This window comes from Sphingomonas phyllosphaerae (assembly GCF_029623345.1).
GTDB lineage: Bacteria > Pseudomonadota > Alphaproteobacteria > Sphingomonadales > Sphingomonadaceae > Sphingomonas > Sphingomonas phyllosphaerae_C.
Map to the genome: position 1 here is coordinate 76,984 of NZ_JAPYKH010000015.1, position 17,737 is coordinate 94,720.

Genomic DNA, 17,737 nt, shown 5'->3' on the forward strand with positions numbered 1-17,737 from the left:
CGCGCCGACACCAACGATAACTCGACGGACTTTAGCCTCGCTGAAAGCGGGTTGACCGCCCCGTGCCCCTGTTCCAATTTCGTTCTTTCGCGAGGAAGGTGAGAGGCGGATCGGGTGAGGGCTAGCGTGAACACGGAAGCGCTGGCAGTGCCGGGCAGGTTGCGTTCCCTCTTGATCAAACAGCCCGATCCGATCCTGCTGATCGGTGCCGGGGCCTCCGTCTCGTCTGGTGTTCCCGCGGCTGGGCCCGCCGTTGAGCGCATGGCGAGGTGGCGATGGTGCTTAGACAACGGGCGGTCGCCTAACGATCCCAGCGTGCGGCCCGCCGACTACAGGCCGTGGCTGACTAAGCTGCCATGGTTCACACCGGACGCGGCACTCGCCGACCTCTATCCCACAGCGGTCAAGAGCCTGCTCAACGTAGCGAGCGACCGTCGCGAATTTTTGGAGGATATGATCAACCCGGCCGTCGGTCCTGGTCCCGGTTATCGGGCGCTCGCGAACATCCTGCACGCAGGCCACATTAGGACGTTGCTGACCACGAACTTTGACGAATGTCTTCAGCGAGCGCGGGAGCTCGTAGCGAGGCCTCACCACCTCGTCACGGTCAAGACGCCGTCCGACCTCGTTCGGTTCTCATCGGCTCCTGCCTACCCGCAACTGCTCTACCTGCACGGATCCGTGGAGCACCTGACCGACAAAAATCTAGATGCTGACGTGCAGACGCTCGATCCAAGCGTGGTAGAAAGGCTACGGCCGATGCTGCGCGACCACCCGATCATAGTCGTCGGCTATCGAGGCGCGGAGCCCTCCATCACGAGGGGCCTGTTTCTCGACAACGTGGACTACGCGAACAGCTTCCAGAACGGCGTTTACTGGTGCTTGCTGGAACGCGAGGCCGAACTCCCGCTCCCGCCCATGGTCGCGGAGTTGTCTATGCGCATCGGCGGCAACTTCAGCAAGGTTCCGATCCGCAACTTCGACGAACTTATGGAGACCGAGCTGTGGAAGCCACTCGCGGCAGAGAGGCGCCCGCGCGACGACCGCCCGGCGGTGGTGGCCTCCTCCGAGGTGCCGTTCGACATGCGTCCGGTGACTGAAAGATCCTTGAACGACATCGATCTTGTTTTACTGTTCACACGACTGGTCGGGTACATGGGCGTGCTGGGCAGCTGGGCGCCCGACGCATACGACCGCGACTGGACGGTAGAGACTGCAAAGTCATTTCACCTGATCGCGCAGCCGAATGAAGGCGCGGTGGTGCCGACGGCCGCCGGCCTGCTCCTATTTTCGCGCGACCCCTCGCACGCATTGCCCTCGGCCCGAATCAGCTTGAGGGTAGAAGGGCCCGTGCGGTGGCTGAAGGAATGTTTTGGCGAAGACGTTGAGCTCACCGGCGTGGGCGAGGACGCCGCCTTGCTTAGCGAGGTCAGCGGCAATCTCTGGTCGCAATTGGACCAGATCACCGAGCTGCTATCGTCCGTCAACCGCCAATTCCGCCTGAAGCAGGAGGTTTCGCGCCAGGTCCGCTCCTACAGTCCCCTCGCGCTCAAAGAGATGGCGGTTAACGCGCTCGTCCACCGCGACTACGAGACCGACGCGCTTGTTGAGATCCTCGTCACCCCGGCGCGGATTGAGACGCTAAGTCCGGGAGGGCTGATCGCTGCCGTAGCTGCCCAGATCTCCGGCGAGGGCCTCGAGAAGTTGATCAAGAGCGGACGCCGGAACATCAAGGGCTATCGAAACCCGGTCATCGCAGACTTATTCTACGGCGGAGGCCACATGGACCACACAGGGTCTGGGCTCTCAGACATGTGGCGCGAGACCATCAACAACAACGGCGACGTAAACTTCGGACCCGACAAGGGCAACGAGTGGTTTTCCGTGAGCGTGAACGCGCGCCCCGAGGCAGTTGACGAGATCACAAACACTGCCATCGCGGATGAAACGTATGCCTCCCGGTTTACCACCAACCTCCTGCCAGTTGTGTCGCTCCCTGCAAAGGTTTGGCACGCCGGGACCGCGGCGGCAAACAACCGTGCCTTATACCGAAGTGCGGACGAAGGCCTTGTTCCACCGGGGCTCGTCCAGGACGGGCGCTTCTACACGCTCTACGACCTTGACGGATTGGCTGACGACTTTCCGATCCCGTTCGACCCCGGCGACGTCGAGGCGATGGCATTCGACGAGTTACTCGACCTCCCCAACGGGACCAACATCGCCATCTACCTTCTTCAGGAGGCAGTGCTTGGCCACTGCAAAGCGCTCGGCATGCAGGTGGATCACCGCCGTAAACGCGCGCACTTCCCGCGCTTAGAAGACGGAGATGAGCGCCGGGTTACATACCAAGCCAAGTATAAGCGGGCGACGCGGACCGTTGTGAAGGTCCGAACGCGCCGCGACAGCGAGGATGTCCTCTACTTTGAGCACAAGGCTGTCTCGATTTCGATCCTGCCAGCAGGGGACGAGTGGTGTGTCGTGCTAATTCCCGGCTACGCGTTCACTCGTAACGGTTTCGGAAAGCTTATCGGGAGCGAAAAGATCAACAGCCTGTCGACGCGACGGGCGGCGAAGGACTTCAACGCCAACGTCCACAACGACCTGACGTTCTGGCTTGCGATGCTGACAGAGGGGGCAAGCGGCATCTTTTCGCTGATCCCAGACGTCGGTTCCGACCTTGAGCCGTTCGCCCCCAATCTCCTGCTCTCCGACCAGCTCGCCGGCGCGACGCTCAATTCGGCCGCATTCGACGACTTCGATCCGGACGAGGCGGCCCTAGACGCGGACATGGTCGAACTTGAAGGTGAGCTCGCGCACCTCGCCGAGCAGGAGGAATTTGACGCAGACGTCGCCGATGACGACGGAGAGCCCACTAGGTGACTAAGCTCAGTCTCCTCGAACTCCGCTCACCGCCGCTCCAGTTCGGCGGTGCCGCAAGCACTTCGGATCCTAAGGCCGGGCTGGAGGCGGCTGGTCCTTTTGACCTGCGGTTCGGCGCAGCGCGAAAGGACTCGATCGGCCTGGGCATTATCGGACCTCCCGACCTTGCCGATGCGACGCGGGCGTGGCTGGATCGTGTCGCCGCCGGCATCCCCACGCTCGCCGCCACAGCCTTGCGCAGGCCATTCCCACCGTTTTCGGCCGTCTACCGCAAGCGATTGGTCCATTCTCCATCCATGGCGATCCATTTGGAGGGAAATCCTGATCCGCTACAGCTCGCTCTGGCACGTGCTGACGAGTTTGAACGGTTCCAGGCGGTCGTCGATCTTTATGGCGAGGCTATGGAGCGGCTGGCCCGACGCGACGCTAACCGTCCCGATGTTGTGCTCCTCTGCCTACCCGACGCGGTGGTTGAGAGGTGTCGCACGGTCGAGCGGCAATCGACGGCCGAGGAGCGGGAACGCGCCAAAGCGATCCGAAATGCGCGCGCGAACCGGCAGGGAGACTTTTTCGATCTCTTGGACGACGTCGAGGAAGGCGCGGACGACCTCCTAAAGCGCGACCTGCGCCAAGCGCTCAAGGCGCGGGCGCTTGCCGCTAGGCTGCCGGCTCAGATCGTCACTACCCGTCTGGTCCACGACAGCGCCAAGAGCGAGGACCCGGCGACGCGCGCGTGGAATTTTTCCGTTGGTATCTACTACAAGGCGGGAGGGATCCCTTGGCGATTGACGCCACCGGGTCCGGATAGCTGCTTCGTGGGCATCAGTTTCCACCACTTCCGGACCAAGCAGCGTCACGTTGTTCAGTCCAGCCTCGCCCAAGCATTCTCCAGCGAGGGCGAGGGGTTCGCTATTCGCGGCACGGGCGTCCCCGTCGCGCCCGGTCAGCGCCTAAACGTACATCTGTCGGAGGAGCAGGCGTTTGACTTGGGGCAGAGGATTGTGGATGAGTACGCGCTTCGCACTGGCCGTGCGCCGCTAAGGCTGGTTATCCACAAGACCAGTCACTTCGACGCTGCCGAGACGGCCGGCTTCAACGCGGCCCTCGCCGACATCCCAATCGTCACGCTCGCCACTATGGTGCCCAGTGCCTTCAGGCTTGTGCGCTTCGGTCTCTACCCGCCTCAGGTGGGCACAGTTTGCAGCGTGAATGGCGCGCGTACCTTCCTATACACTTCCGGCCTTATCCCAGAGATCGAGACTTACCCCGGCCCGCATGTGCCCCAGCCATTCGAAATTAAGGCGATGGGGCCAGAGGATCCGATTATCGCAGCGACGGACATTTTTCACCTGACCCGCATGAATTGGAACACGGCGGACGTGCGCGGTAAGTGGCCCGTGACCCTCTCGTTCGCGCGACGCGTCGGCGGCATCCTTAATGAGTACGGCGAACAAGATCCGGAGGAAACGTCCTTTCGTTATTTCGTATAATAAGATGCGATGACCATCTTACCGTTTGCGTCACCGGCGTTGGGTCGTATGGCGCCGCGAGGCCCGGGGTCTGCTTTTCGCGTCCAGCGATCCGAAATCCGCCATTCCGGCCACGGCCCAGTTTCGGCCGGGCGCCTGAATGGACGTCCGCTTTCGAGAAGCGGGCGAGCGGCTGTGAGCGTCCGCACCTGGGTCCTCGGCACGAGCGGGCAGGGGGCCGCACACGCCCAAACTCAAGCCGTTCAGAGGCAGGAGCCACTTGCCTGAAACCAGACCTTCGTTCAGCTTCAACCCGTGAGCGACGCGGCAGGTCATCGGTGAGGATCGGGGGCAGGCAATCGCGCTGTTCGGGCACGAGATCGGCCACCTGCTGAACCGCGATTTCGGCCCTAGCCGCATCAACGTGGCCGTGGTTACGCGCGAAGCGGACGCGGACGAGTTCGCCGGCTGCGCGCTGGCTAAGCAGGGGGAGCAGTTCGAGTCCGCCGAGGCGCTTCTGAACAGACTGCGCGACGAGCAGGCTACCGATCACCCCAGCCGTCTTCAGGCGCTCGACGTTGCGCGACGTGGATTCGTCAATTGCGGGGGCAACGCCGACCGGCTCTGTCGCATTCCGGAAAATGGTGTCGAGACTTGGCGCACCGAAACGATCGAGCGCGGGCAGTCTGATTGGCGGGGTGGCGGCGGGTCTCCCGAGCGCTACTGCGCGGAGTTCCAAGAGACTCTGAAGGGCCGCTACACAGCTCCGGTCAACTTCCAGGTGGTGGCAAGCAGCGAGCAGAGCCGCTCCACATGTGGCCCATTCAACTGCACTCAGTACCAGTACGCCTGCACCGTGAGCATCAAGCGTGACCCTGTCTACAATCAGGCGAGGTCGCGGAACTGCCCAAATCCGATCCCCGCCACGCCTTAAGACGGCTCGAACCGGGGAGACCGGCCGCATACCGCGACCGGCCGCATGCTTTTCATATCGCCGCTACCGTCACTGGTGCTGATCCAGCGACTGCTCGGTAGCCGCCGCCACCTCGCAACGGCGAGCTGGTTCGCACCCAGCGGCACGCCCTTTCAGCTGCTCAGATCCCTGCAGCAAAAGGCCGCGCGTCCCTGGAGGGCTTCTGGCTGACTAACGCTGCTGAAGGCGGAACGACCAGTCAAAGAACAGGCCAACCATGGAAGTCGGTGACGGCACAGAGCTTATCGACTGAGCACCTACTTGACTTAGCAGTTATTCATGCCGAGCAGCTTACGTGCGAGCAAGACTGCCATGCGCTCGAATGAGTGAAGGATCGGAGCCGGGTCAACGAATTGCAACCGAACAGCCGGTTGCGGATTATCGGCGAGACCTGAAGGCTAGGGGCTGAAGTGGCAGAGGCTTAATCGCCGCATTCGCGACGATAATTCGTAAGAATCGACGCTTGACATCGAACGCACTCGCCATCCAGAAGGTTAGAGCTAGTATGCCGCGTGCCGAGCCTTGGGGGAGATCGGATGAAGTGTTTAGCTTTGCTGGCTGCCGTTGCGACCATCGCTGCTTGCAGCCACGTTGACACTGGACAGGTCGACTATCGTGTGGCGGATAATCCGGCTGCGATTAGCAATGCGACAATGGTGCCGATCGCGGGCAATCGCTGCGCAGACGATCAAGCAAAACCATGCGATCCGCTTCTGCCTTCAAGGGTGGTACGCCGGTACATGCCCGATAAGACTACTGGTTGGGACGCGCTCAAGAATGGCCAGATCTATTCCATCGAGATTGAGCAAGCGGTTATAGGTGATAACATTCTCGAGGGTAAGGTGTTGGGCAGGCAATTTGGGAAAACGGCTGAAATCGCCGTACTTGCCAACGTTTTTGAGTTCGCATCAGAAGCCGGAGACGCAGCGGCCAAACGCTTTCTTGAATCTGGAGAGTTTGCGGGAAAGGCCGATGATCCGAGCGACGTCGAACTAAAGCTTGTCTACTTTGGCGACGATGTTCAGCGGCACCAGGCTATGAACTTTTCCAACATTCCGCTTCGGGCGCGCACAGCCTACGGCGGGGGTTCGATCGGTATCCAGCTCGTCGTCATGGAGGTCGATGCTCAGGCCGGGCCAGTGTCCTCACTTTTGAAAACGCTTGCTCGCTTCGGCCAGCAGGCGCTGCCAGGCCCTGGCGAGGCGAAGGACATCTTATTTGACCTAGGCGAAAGCCTCTTGTCGGGCAGCCAGGACGACAAGCTACTCGAGTATCGGTTTGTGCTGTCTGCCGGCGGCGAGGACACCCGTGCCATGCAAGCGACTTTCGCTCCTGGGCGCTATGTGATTCGTCGAATGCAGAAGCGTGATGTCGATATGGGGTGGGGCGCGCTCCGCCTCGACCACAACACAGGTCGGCTATATCGAAAGTCTGCCGCATCTGGCGCCGACGGCGCCTACCAGGAGGTAAGGGACGACCTCTACATGGTCCTAAATGTCAGACGCTATCCTGACGGCACCAAGCCTGAGTTCTACGTGCAAAAGGAATGGTCGACGTTCCGTGATGCGCTGCAAGCGGCTTCGGATGCGAAGGCTGCGCCTTTAGATAAGGTCACGGAGCGTTTGGTTGGGGTGTTGGAAGACGGGCGGTCAACAGACTGGCGAGATAGTCTGTTGCTAAAGTGGGCCACGGTGACCAATCGTCTGGACTTATACTCCTCTCGCTACGCTTCGGATTTCGCCAAGGTCGACATGACCGGCTGCGCCGTGACCACGATGGAGCTTCAGCGTCGCCTCGACGCAGCCGATCGCGAGGCTCGCGACGCCATACGGGTCTACCGCGCAGAGTATCAGGCGGCCGCAGGCGCCGAGCGCAAGAATAAGGCGGGTGTGGTCACCGGTCAGGAGTTCAAGTCGGATGAACGCGAGCGCGTGGTCAGCGCTGCGTCGGGCTATTTCATGCCGTGGTCGACAACCGGAGCAAGTCAGACAACGTTTGCGGACGCAGCTTCTTTCGAGAAGGCCTACATCGATGCCGCTTCAACCGGCGACCTCGCGTCCACTGGGCTTGCTGCGGCTCAGGCCAAGGCATCCGCCAGCGCCTCATGCTCTAGCCTGCTCGTCAAATGAGGCGAGCAGCGGCGACAGCTTGATTTCTGGATGCGGTCGATCTCGCCGCAGCAGGAACTCGACTCGAGCGCAGTATTAGCTGCGTCGACTGCTCCAGAGCCGTAAATCTGTTCTCCTCATACACTCGAACAGGCAGATAGTTGCGCGAAATTTCTGCTGCCTGAGCGCCGAGATGAATGATTGGGGTGGATCCTGCGGGCTACTGAGCGACAGCGAGGTGTCCGCTTTCCTGCCAATCAGGCCAGCCCGACGGCGGCGCGAACGTCCGGAACGCTCCTTTGGCGAGCTGAACGAGCGTCCGGAGTTGGGAGACTGGGAGGGGCGTCTGAGTGACGGGTTCGTTGGTCGAAGTAGTCCGAGCGTCGCGATCAATCTCACTGAAAATGGCAGCGAGATCGGCACCCGTCGGTTCGACTTTCTGCGTCCCCACATTAAAAATACGGCCGTTTCGAAAGCGGTTGAGCTTGATCAACAACGGACATCGTAGTAGTATTTTCGAGTCATAGGCGAGGGGATCGCCATCGTGATGAAGCCGGCTGAACGAGCCTTCCTGATTTGCGCCGCATTCGCCCTAATCTCGGGCGCTGCCGTCGTCGGCTTGCCGCTTGCGGCAAGGGCGCCTGCGCAGGAGGCTGCAACTGCTTCACCCGGCCTCTCGACATCGGTCGATGCGTACTCCCGGCGCTATGCCGGCCTGTCCACGCCCTTCGACTCGATCATGGACGACCGCGGGACCGGATTCGCGGGCGTCGCAGGCACGCGCAACTTCCGCGTTGTGCTGCGCGGCATTCTCTATCGCGGCGGTGCCAACAACGCGTACGGCGACTTCCGGCTCGCCGACCAGAAGCGCCGTCAGGGACCCCTGCAGGCACGGGCGCTCCAGAACCTCTGTAAGGAAGGCTTCGCCGATGCGTTCTTCGCGTATGGCAATCGAGCGCTGCATGAGACGGTGAATTGCGCGCGGGACAGAGGATCGAACGTGCTCAGCTATCGAGGGCTACGACCACAATCGCCGGGCTCCGACCGCCGCGAGTTTCTCCGGATCTTGCACGACCAGATCACTGGCCCCGATCACCGCCCCGTCTTCGTGCATTGCTGGAATGGATATCACGCCTCAGGTATTGCGGCGGCAGTCGCTCTGCGGCAGTTCTGCGGGATCAGCGCCGAAGACGCGGTCGCCTACTGGAAATCCGAGGCCCCGTCGCTTCCGGAGCCTGCCCAAACGAAGTCAATCGATCAGATCCGGAACTTCAGCCCCATTCCAGAGCTAACGCTCACACCGGCGGATCAGAAGATCGTCTGCTACGGCGGCGCGCTAGTGGGGCAGAAGGCGGTCTACAGACTGCCGAAGGCGGCTTCTGCAACGCCTGCGCGAACCAGGTCACTGTGACCGTGCGGCGCAAGTGGGCTCTTGGCATCGCGCCGAGTCTCATGATCTTCTCAGCCGCACTCCTGCCGGTCTGCGCCGCTCGCGCACAACAGGCTCCCGAACCGACATCATCTCATCCCGGCTTCGACACCATCCGGCTCTACTCGGACGGCGCAGGGCCCAGTCATCTCTTCCGGCTGTCCCGCGATGCGGCATCGACCGGAGACGTGATCGGGATCGTCGACCCGCTGCTTTCCGCCATTCGCTTCTACGACGTGCAGGATGCGAACGCGCTGGCTCCTCTGCTGCGCGACCGTATCCAACCCCTCGGCGCGTGCGCGCTTCCCGTCGATTTTCGGCCGTGGCGCCTGCATGCATCAAGAGATGCGGTGACCATCGAGTCGGTCCCCACTCCCGGATCCGCAGGCTACCGCGTGAGGGTCGCCGATCTCAGAACGACCAACCTGCAGCTCGCTCGGACGATCACGTCGATCGCGGGTCCACGCCTAGCGGCCGCCGGCGCGATCGTCGACACGCAGGACTGGAACCCGTCCGCGGCATTCCAGTGCGGAGCCGTGTCGGCGCCGGCGCGGGTCTATAGTGCAGCGCTCGAACGGGCCATTCGAGGGAAGAGCAATCCAAACCGGACCATCATCCTTACCAACACCGCCGCAGCACTTGCCCCCGCCAATGCGTTGATCGTACGCACGCCGAGCGACACCAAGACGCGCATGATCAGCGCAAGAGAGCTCGAGCCGGCCGGCGGCGAGCGCTACGTCCAGACTGCCGAGGGCGCGGAAACGGCCGACGGGACGATCTCAATCACGCAGCGGATCATAGCGTTCGATGTATCAACCGGAAAACCTAAGGCGGAACTCCGGTTCGATCCCGCGACGATTAAAGGCAAGCTCGGCCTGAAGCCGGTGGCGGTGCTCTCGACGGGTGAGATTCTAGTGATGGGGAAGCAGCCGGCCGCCGGCAACACCTCAATCTTTCAGGTTTTTTCCTGCGGGACCCTGGTCGGCAAAACTCAATATCGCTTGCAAGTGTGTGACCGGACCGACAACGATATCGCCGCGCGTTCGAACGCCGACCTCGCGCCGGTTAGTCAGGATGCTCCGGCGGTCCAGGCGTTCGATACAGCCGATCCCGCCCCGTTATCCGGCTTGACTGCAGCCAGCATCTTCGCCGCCGTGACTGACGCCGTCGACCTCGATTTCTACGTCATCACCAAGGATCTGCCCATAGAGTGTCGCGTCATTGCTGGCTGCCCATCGGGGCACCAAGCCCCTCATTTCGTCCCGATTCGCGGTATCAGGCTTTCCCCGACGAGCTTCAGGCGGGCCGGCGTCCCCTACGCACAGACCGACAGCATCACCGAATGGAAGCGGCTATCCACGCTGACGCCGGCTCAGCTTGGCCAGTCTTTGGCGAGAGTCAAACAGCGCGCTGTCGATCTGCCCGGCAACCTCGCCGACAAGTTCGATGGCGACCTCGGCATCGACTGCTCCGGTCTGGTCCAGCTCGCCTGGCACGGCGATGGACACGCCCGATTGAGTACGGACTCGATTAAAAATTTCGAAAGTGACCTCCTGTGCAAGCGACACCTGCCGAGCACGGACTATCTCCAGCCCGGCGATGCCATCAACTTGAACTCCAGCAGCGTCCACCACGTGATGCTGTATGGCGCGGCGCTGAAGCTCGACGGTGCGAACGACGATTGGCTCATGCTCGAGTCGTCGAGTTCGTGCGACGGCGTCTGCTGGTCGATCTACGATCCCTCCTTCTTCTCCGGCTGGTCCATGTTTCGGGCGGCGGGCAGAAGCGACGTTCCATGTCCGGAGAAGATGCGTGTCGCTTCTGCGCGCCAATTGACCGTGAGGCGACGCTGATCGCAACGAGCGGGGTGCAACGATGAACACGTGGTCGCGTCGAAACGTCACCGTCTCTGTCCTGGCGGCGATGGCTGTGGGAGCGGGGAGCCCGCTGCTCGCGCTGAATGCTCCCGCACCAGCGCTTCCCGACGATCTCTTCGCCGATCTGCTGCGTGAGGGGGATTGGACGACTTCGGCTGACGACGACGCGCCCGGGGAGGCGATCCCGCAAGCCCTACTGCGGCGCATGTCTTCCGGACAGACCCTTGATACGGCGTATGGAAGCGGTGCCATCGGCCTGCTCGCGCTCACGATGGGTATCGCCCAATGGGGTATTTCCGATCCCGCCGGACTGCCATCCGATCCAGCCGGCAAAGGCTGGCGGACTCTGTCGGCGGGTAATCGCGGCAAGCACTTTATGAGCTACGCCACAGGCGGCGTAGGTCTATTTCACGCCGATCTCACTGAGCTTCAAGACTTCATCGATCGGGTAATCGGCCGTGGTCTCGTTCCTCTGCGTTTCCAGGGCGCGCTTCGCCGGACCCTCGATCCGGCTCGCTACCTTCGCCACTACGTGCGCTACGACGAGCTGCGTGCCGCCGGCCAATGCTCGTCGCAGCAGTTCACCGCGGACCTCCTGGGTGAACCGTTCCACCATCGCGACGAGAAAACCAGCTGCGCGCAATACGCAAATCCGAAACTGGCGGCACGTGACTGGCTCGTGTTCCGGACCTTCAGCCGCATCGGCTTGCGTGACGCGGATATCCAGCGCCAGTTGGCATCACGTTGGCTGCAGCGATACTGGGCGAAGACCATCGCTAAGGTGCCCCCGGGCGACGGGACGGTCGAGGAGGCGCTCGTCAACGTGCGGATTAGAAATTCCGAGAGCCGTGCGGCAAACGAGGCTTTCGAGACCCGCGTCTCCTCGGTTTCCGCACGGCTCGGTCGCCAGATGGCGGCATATCGCAAATACAAGCCCAGCGCATACCAACGGCGCTGTCATCTGATGTTGCGCCCGGTCGTGCTCTGGCGGCACTTCCAGGGCCTCGCGCCGCTGAAACTCGAAGGTCTTTGTCCCTAGGAGTGACGCGCTCGCGGCTCTTGATCGATCGGGAACCGCCGGAGCCGAGAGACCATCCAAGGTCCATGTTCTCGAGGCGTGCTACAAGGCTAATCCGAGTTCGCGTTTGGAAGCAGGCGGATGGTGCCTCTCCGGGCTCAAGGCCGGCCGGTAAGTCGGACTCGCACCCGAACGGGCGATCGGCTCTGGGCACGCGTCTTATTGGATGGTTTGCGTCCTACTCGCTCCTCCGCTCCCGGACGTCGTCGCCTACCCGTCCGACAGATGAACGAGCGACCGCTTTCGGGACGGCGGGAGGCACGGTCGAATGGCCGGGATTGGGTCACGCCAGCTGCCCACCGCCTATTGCAGAGGAGCGAACGCAGAAGACCCCGGGCGATGCCGGGGCCTTCATATCGTTGCAGCCGCTGTTACCAGCGCCAGAAAAGAAAGTTCTTTGAGCTCGCAAACCAGTTTACCCGACACCAGCTTCATCGATTTTACCATGTTAATCACCTTATCCATAAGCCCTCCTCCGATCTTCAGGACGAACCTGAGGGCGATGTGAAAGCAGGCGTGGACGGCGACGTGATGGACGATCAGTTCCCAGCCAAGGGCTGCACCACTCATGGTGAGCCTGTTGCGGGTCAAACCCGCGTGAGCACGAGGTAGGCGCGTGAGCGCGTCGATTCAAGGCTTGGCTGCGGCTCTCACCCGGATCTGACCTCTCGCAATTTTCGGTCGCGCGCAAAAATAGCGCGCCGCCCTTCTCACCAGATTGGCATCGACTGAACGGCGCCGACGAGGCTGTCTGCACGCATCAATTGACGTCCACCTGGACATGAATGGATGTCGGAAGTTGGAAACCGCAGAAACAGGTCGCAATGGCCGCAACTGGGTCGCTTGTCAGGTTCGAGGTTCGCCCCGTGACTTCGGTGCGGAATTGAATTCTGCTTAGGAGAACTCGGCCCGTACGGCTTCAGCCACGTCCGGCGGAAGCGCGGCGAGGACGCGCTCGTCGGTCCACTCAACGCTGGCGTCCTCAAATCTGATTTGAACCTCGACGGCCCTCGCGGGCATGTGGTTGGCGCTAGCCTCAATTCTGACCAAGCCGCCGCCTGCCTCTGTAGACCGAAACGCGAGTGCGACGTCCTCGTACTTCCTGCCCGGCCGAAAATCCTCGCAGCCATAAGAGGCGCGGCTTGCACCGAAACGGGGACGATCAATCCAACTCATGGCCGTGGGATCCCTGCGCGGAACCGGCTGAGCGAGGCTGAGGCCGACATCGGTGATGTCGAAAGAGGGCCTGACCTTTGGCGGCTCCGGCGGCGAAGGAGGCGTAAGACTGCCGAGTAGCCCGTCCGCGTCCTCGTCGTCGGCCAGAAGCGAAAGCTCCTCGTCCGTCTCTAGTTCTACAATCAAGTTTTCAGCGGAGGACGCGCCCACATTGTCGAGACCAAAGCGGACCTTAACCTCCGACGTACGACGCGCGACGTGCCTATCGAGGATCGACGTCCAGCGCTGAACCTCAAGCTCCCACTGGTTCCGATCCTCGTAGTAGCGGCGGATCGTCGGCTCACCAAACGCCTGCCCGCCAGCCAACCTAAGTTGGGCGTTGAGTCCGGTTCCAGCTGAGGGCAAGTCGACAGGCGGATGCAGCCGAATCAACCGGGCGGTCAGCCGGTTAGCAACGGCAGGTGGTAGCGGAGGAGGGATCAGCCGTCGCGCAACCACCTTTCCGTCGTCCTCGGCGCCGAGCACCTCGATTCTTACGTCGGCCTTGGCATCCTGTAGCTGCTTTATGCGCCGCTCCGCCTCCGCAAGCTTGCGCTGATCGTCCGACCGCTCGGGTGGGAGCAACCACCCTTCGGGAGGCGAGTGCGCGAGGATGCTTAAGTCGCGGGCGGTAACCCTTGGGCCGCTGTCGTGCGACATGATCTCGGCACCTTCGTGCGTGGCGGCCGCACCAACAAGCCGGTCATCCGGCTCAGCGGCATCTAGCCCGAGCGATTCGTAATCGACCCGCCGGCGCGGAGCGATTGAGAGGACCACTCGTACGGGTGCCTCGCGCAGCACGATCGAGCGGGACTCGGCCTCGGAGGCGGCGTCGATGAGCCGTAGCGCAGCTCGGGACCGATCACGTCGGCGCTGATTGGTTCCTACTTTGTGCTTGTCCAGTTCATCTATCACAGCCCGAGCTACGACGAGATCTACGGCCTTCACGCCGGGTATCAGCTCAGTCCAAGCGAGGTCCTTCAGGTCGCGCAACTGCAGGAAGCTGTTGGTGTCGAGGTAGAGGACCTTGTGCATCGCCCTTACCTGAGGGTGGTGAGGCCGTTGAACAAGATGCCCGTCCATCAGCTGCGGCAAGGCAGTCCGCCCGGGCGCTCCAGCAGCTCTAAAAACAAGGCGGAGCGCAAGGGTGTCGGATCCCCGTGAGGACTCCATGGGGCGCCTAACGAGGAGGTAGAACCGTCGGGGAACCATGAAGCGCTATGCTCGGGTTCGGGTCAGCTTTAGCAATGCCACGGTCGGCGAAAACGGCACGGAATTTTATCAACGCTTCGGCCCGCATGATCGAATGGCCGCAGCTGAGGCGTTTGCGAGCCGGCGTGAATGTCCACTTGTGGGTCCTCGACACGAGAGGCGAGGGAATCGCAAGCCGTTTAAAAGAGGCGAGGCCGCATTTCTCAGATCATGGGCGTTTGAGGTCGAACTGCCTCCCTGTTGCGGACTCGGCCGATCACGCCATACTGCTGGGATGAAGGCGGCATCAATCCTTTGGTCTTATGTCATTGGCGTGGCCTGCGGACTCATTGCTGGCCTGCTAGTGTTTTGCACGGCGGGAGTGTGGGTCCTCTTCGCGCTTTTCTGGGGCTGTAATCCGTCCCACCGCCTTCACCCCGATCTTGATCCCTGCTCAGACCTACTGATGGCCGCGGTGGTGCTTGCAGTCGCCTTCACGTGCTTGGCTGTTGCCGCGATTGGGTTCGTTGTTACGCGCCGCGTCGCTCGGCGATAGTTTAGGCAGTAGCCGGCTTTTGCGAGAGTTGGGCGTCGGCTACCCGGCCTAGATCCGATCAGGCGAGCGGTTTTGCGGCGCGTCAAGCGTGTCGGCTGCGGAGATAAATGGGCGTCCGAAGCTGGGAGCCGGCCAGAGCGCCGGGAGTGACGGCTTCTGGGTTCCGCCCAGGTAGGAGGGCGGCGGGGCAGCTCCCGACTAATTAAAGCCGTTCCGCGGTTAGGGTGTAAACGTCCACTCCGACGAGAAGATAGCTCTCACTTGCGAGCGGCTCGCAAGTGCTCCCCGTCAGGAGCCAACCGATTGAATCGGGTTGCAGCTTATCCCGATTCGACCGAGCTAGCCGCGTGAGCTGTGCAATCCACTTGTGAGAAGATAAAGCGGAGCTAAACCGGGGCGAGCTTGATAGCGTACCTCACGAATGGACCCATCAAATGGCAAGAACGAGATTCTACATTCCTGATGAGGTGAGGCAGGACATTCGAGAAAGACTTACGAGGAGAGTCGACAAGACTACTGAGGAATTTGACTCGTTTGATGAAGATGAGGACGTGGCCACCGGACATCTGGGCGCAAATCTGACAACAACCGGCCGCCAAGTTTCGGTGCCCGAGGGCGATCCCCCAGGTATTTGGTCGTGGTCACTAAGATATCATAAATTTCGAGGGCGCGGTCCAAGGGCGACCGAGAAGATACTTGGAGCCGACGGCGTCTTTGAATTGATTGTGGATCGCGGTGGATGGAAATCGGAAAAGTCCATGCTATTCCAGTCAAAGATGGAAGGCTCATCAGGAGCGAGGGAGCTGGTCGAGCAATGTGCCAAATTGTCAACTTGGAGAGAAGCCTCTGCGGTTTTCTCATATGGTGAAGCCGGCTTTACCGGCATGGCAATCGACGAGGTGTTAGCCGCGAAGGGAAATCTAGCTGTCGCCAAAGGGGCGCCATTAGGCGAATTTTTATCTGACGTCTTTGTTGAGTGCTTCATCGGGGACGCAGATCTTAAATATCATAGCAGAGAAAAAACTCTGTCCTGGATCGATCAGATGGGAGAGAGGATCTCAACCCGTTTCAAAGTTCGGCACAAATTCACTCTGAGTGTGAAACATCCAGCAGCAGTGTCAACGGCTCTGATGGGTAGTCATGAAATCTCTGCGGACGAGATTGCTCAGCACCGGATGAAAGTAAGCGAGCTTGACGTGCTCGGTGTTGCATTTAACGCTTCGGCGCAAGAAAGGCGTAAGGAAAAAAAGAGGCTAGCGAAGATTTACCATCCAGATTCGTGGTCTGACTTTTCCGAGTCAATCAAGAAAACCATGGAAGAGCGCGCTAAAGAGATTTTGAGCGTAAAGATCGCTCGGGACTAGCGATATCAATCCCCGTTGCCCTTAGCCGGAAATCTGCCTTGTGATGATCTCGAGCATAAAGGGGCGCAAAATAATCAAAGTGGTGCCTAATACCTTTGTAGTATAAAAGGTCAATCATCGGCAAGGCCGTCTGGCGCACTTATGCGTAAGGTCGCCTTTTCGATAGCAGCGGTCAGCCCCGACCCACCGGGTGAACGGCAGGAAAGTCCCACTTCTCGCCAATGTCCACCATCGCGCGACGGAGTGTCGGGTGAAGCTGAATGGGCGTCCGAAGTTGGGGAGTGCGAAACGACCGCCCAATGACCGATTGTGGGTCCTCGGCACGAGGGGGAGAGGGCGGCAAGCGCTAAAACCTGCCCTCGACACCGCGCCCGTTGAGGGCGTTCCCGCTCGCGGCTGTGCCCTTGCGCAGCATCCTGTTTAGGCTGGGGAACCCTCCTTCTGGCTCTGTCAAAGCTAATGCACCTGCGGCAGCCGGCGGGGTAGGGGAGGGCCATGCCCCGCCCGCGCAAGCCAGCCTCGCCCTTCCGCTACTTCAACTCGTCGCCGGAGGTGATCCGGCTGGTGGTGCTGATGTACGTGCGCTTCCCGCTGTCGCTGCGGAACGTGGAAGATCTGCTGTTCGAGCGTGGGATCGACATCTGCCATGAGACGGTGAGGCTGTGGTGGAACAGGTTCGGTCCGCTGTTCGCGGGCGAGGTGCGGCGCCAGCGAGTGAGCCACATGCGCGGCTTTCGTCATTGGCGCTGGCACCTGGACGAAATGTACGTGAAGCTGAACGGCGAGATGGTCTACCTGTGGCGCGCCGTCGACCACGAGGGTGAGCTCCTCGAGAGCTATGTCACTCGAACGCGCGACAAGAAAGCAGCGCTCGCCTTCATGAAGAAGGCGCTGAAGCGTCACGGCTCGCCTGAGGCGATCACCACCGACGGTCTGCGCTCCTACGGTGCTGCTCTGAGCGAGCTCGGCAACCGAGGGAAGCAGGAGGTGGGTCGCTGGGCCAATAACCGGGTCGAGAACTCGCACCTGCCGTTCAGGCGACGAGAGCGGGCGATGCTGCGGTTTCGGCATATGCGAACGTTACAGAAGTTCGCCTCGGTTCACGCCAACGTCCACAACCACTTCAACCACGAACGCCATCTCGTCGATCGCCAGACCTACAAGCAACGACGCTCCGCGGCGCTTGCAGAGTGGCGGGCGCTCGCCAGCTGATCCGACGCGAGCCGGCGGCGAGGCGCATCGTGTGGAGACGAGTTCGCATTAGACTGACAGCACCCGCGTGACGGATCTCGGGAACAGCCGTCACGCCCTGCTGATACGATGCCGGATCGCGGGAACCGCCGAGATACGGCTGTATGAGTCGGACCAGATGGAGTTGGCCGAGATCGACCGGCAGATCAGGGAGATCATGTCCGGCTGAGGCCAGGATCCCGTTGGCAGCGGACCTGCGGCTCAAGCGCCCCGGGCGAGGATCGTCGACCGCTCCCGTCCGCCTGGTTCAGCTAAGCTGTTCCTCCAGGCTCCGCGTGCGCGAGGTCACCTCGTCACCGGAGTGCTTGAGGAGGCGGGCTCGATCAGGAGCATGAACGAGAGGCAG

At 61.4% G+C, this 17,737-nt stretch carries 11 protein-coding genes; 9 read left to right on the forward strand and 2 right to left on the reverse strand.

Translation table 11 applies throughout. The annotated features are described in order from the left end of the window. The first annotated feature begins 315 nt into the window (after positions 1 to 315). The 7 genes from QBJ89_RS14465 to QBJ89_RS14495 all read left to right on the forward strand — a co-directional run bounded on the left by QBJ89_RS14465 (position 316) and on the right by QBJ89_RS14495 (position 11,775). On the forward strand, positions 316 to 2,880 hold the full coding sequence (locus tag QBJ89_RS14465; RefSeq protein ID WP_277981180.1) for an SIR2 family protein: 2,565 nt from the start codon (positions 316 to 318) through the stop codon (positions 2,878 to 2,880). Continuing rightward, positions 2,877 to 4,370, forward strand: coding sequence for a hypothetical protein (locus tag QBJ89_RS14470; protein ID WP_277981181.1), 1,494 nt, complete (start codon positions 2,877 to 2,879; stop codon positions 4,368 to 4,370). Before QBJ89_RS14465 ends, QBJ89_RS14470 begins: the two co-directional genes overlap by 4 nt. Positions 4,371 to 4,773: 403 nt before the next feature. Next, the gene (locus QBJ89_RS14475; protein ID WP_277981182.1) at positions 4,774 to 5,283 is read left to right on the forward strand and encodes a hypothetical protein; all 510 of its coding nucleotides are present in this window, start codon (positions 4,774 to 4,776) and stop codon (positions 5,281 to 5,283) included. 575 nt (positions 5,284 to 5,858) lie between these two features. Further along, on the forward strand, positions 5,859 to 7,451 hold the full coding sequence (locus tag QBJ89_RS14480; RefSeq protein ID WP_277981183.1) for a hypothetical protein: 1,593 nt from the start codon (positions 5,859 to 5,861) through the stop codon (positions 7,449 to 7,451). A 523-nt stretch (positions 7,452 to 7,974) separates the two neighbouring features. Beyond that, on the forward strand, positions 7,975 to 8,841 hold the full coding sequence (locus QBJ89_RS14485; protein ID WP_277981184.1) for a hypothetical protein: 867 nt from the start codon (positions 7,975 to 7,977) through the stop codon (positions 8,839 to 8,841). Beyond that, on the forward strand, positions 8,838 to 10,712 hold the full coding sequence (locus QBJ89_RS14490) for a hypothetical protein (protein WP_277981185.1): 1,875 nt from the start codon (positions 8,838 to 8,840) through the stop codon (positions 10,710 to 10,712). The genes QBJ89_RS14485 and QBJ89_RS14490 overlap by 4 nt, the downstream gene beginning before the upstream one ends. A gap of 22 nt (positions 10,713 to 10,734) precedes the next feature. Beyond that, positions 10,735 to 11,775, forward strand: coding sequence for a hypothetical protein (locus QBJ89_RS14495; RefSeq protein WP_277981186.1), 1,041 nt, complete (start codon positions 10,735 to 10,737; stop codon positions 11,773 to 11,775). A gap of 390 nt (positions 11,776 to 12,165) precedes the next feature. Here QBJ89_RS14495 and QBJ89_RS14500 read toward each other — a convergent pair whose 3' ends face one another. Continuing rightward, entirely contained in the window at positions 12,166 to 12,384 is a 219-nt protein-coding gene (locus QBJ89_RS14500; protein ID WP_277981187.1) for a hypothetical protein, read from the reverse strand. A gap of 324 nt (positions 12,385 to 12,708) precedes the next feature. Next, positions 12,709 to 14,064: a PIN domain-containing protein gene (locus tag QBJ89_RS14505; protein ID WP_277981188.1), complete on the reverse strand. Its 1,356-nt coding sequence runs from the start codon at positions 14,062 to 14,064 to the stop codon at positions 12,709 to 12,711. 1,146 nt (positions 14,065 to 15,210) lie between these two features. Here QBJ89_RS14505 and QBJ89_RS14510 point away from each other — a divergent pair. Together QBJ89_RS14510 and QBJ89_RS14515 are read left to right on the forward strand one after the other, a co-directional pair. Continuing rightward, positions 15,211 to 16,140 carry a hypothetical protein gene (locus QBJ89_RS14510; protein ID WP_277981189.1) on the forward strand — a complete coding sequence of 310 codons (930 nt, stop codon included), beginning with the start codon at positions 15,211 to 15,213 and terminating at the stop codon, positions 16,138 to 16,140. A 495-nt stretch (positions 16,141 to 16,635) separates the two neighbouring features. Beyond that, complete coding sequence (locus tag QBJ89_RS14515; protein ID WP_277981190.1) at positions 16,636 to 17,352, forward strand: IS6 family transposase; 717 nt, start codon at positions 16,636 to 16,638, stop codon at positions 17,350 to 17,352. The last annotated feature ends 385 nt before the right edge of the window (positions 17,353 to 17,737 follow it).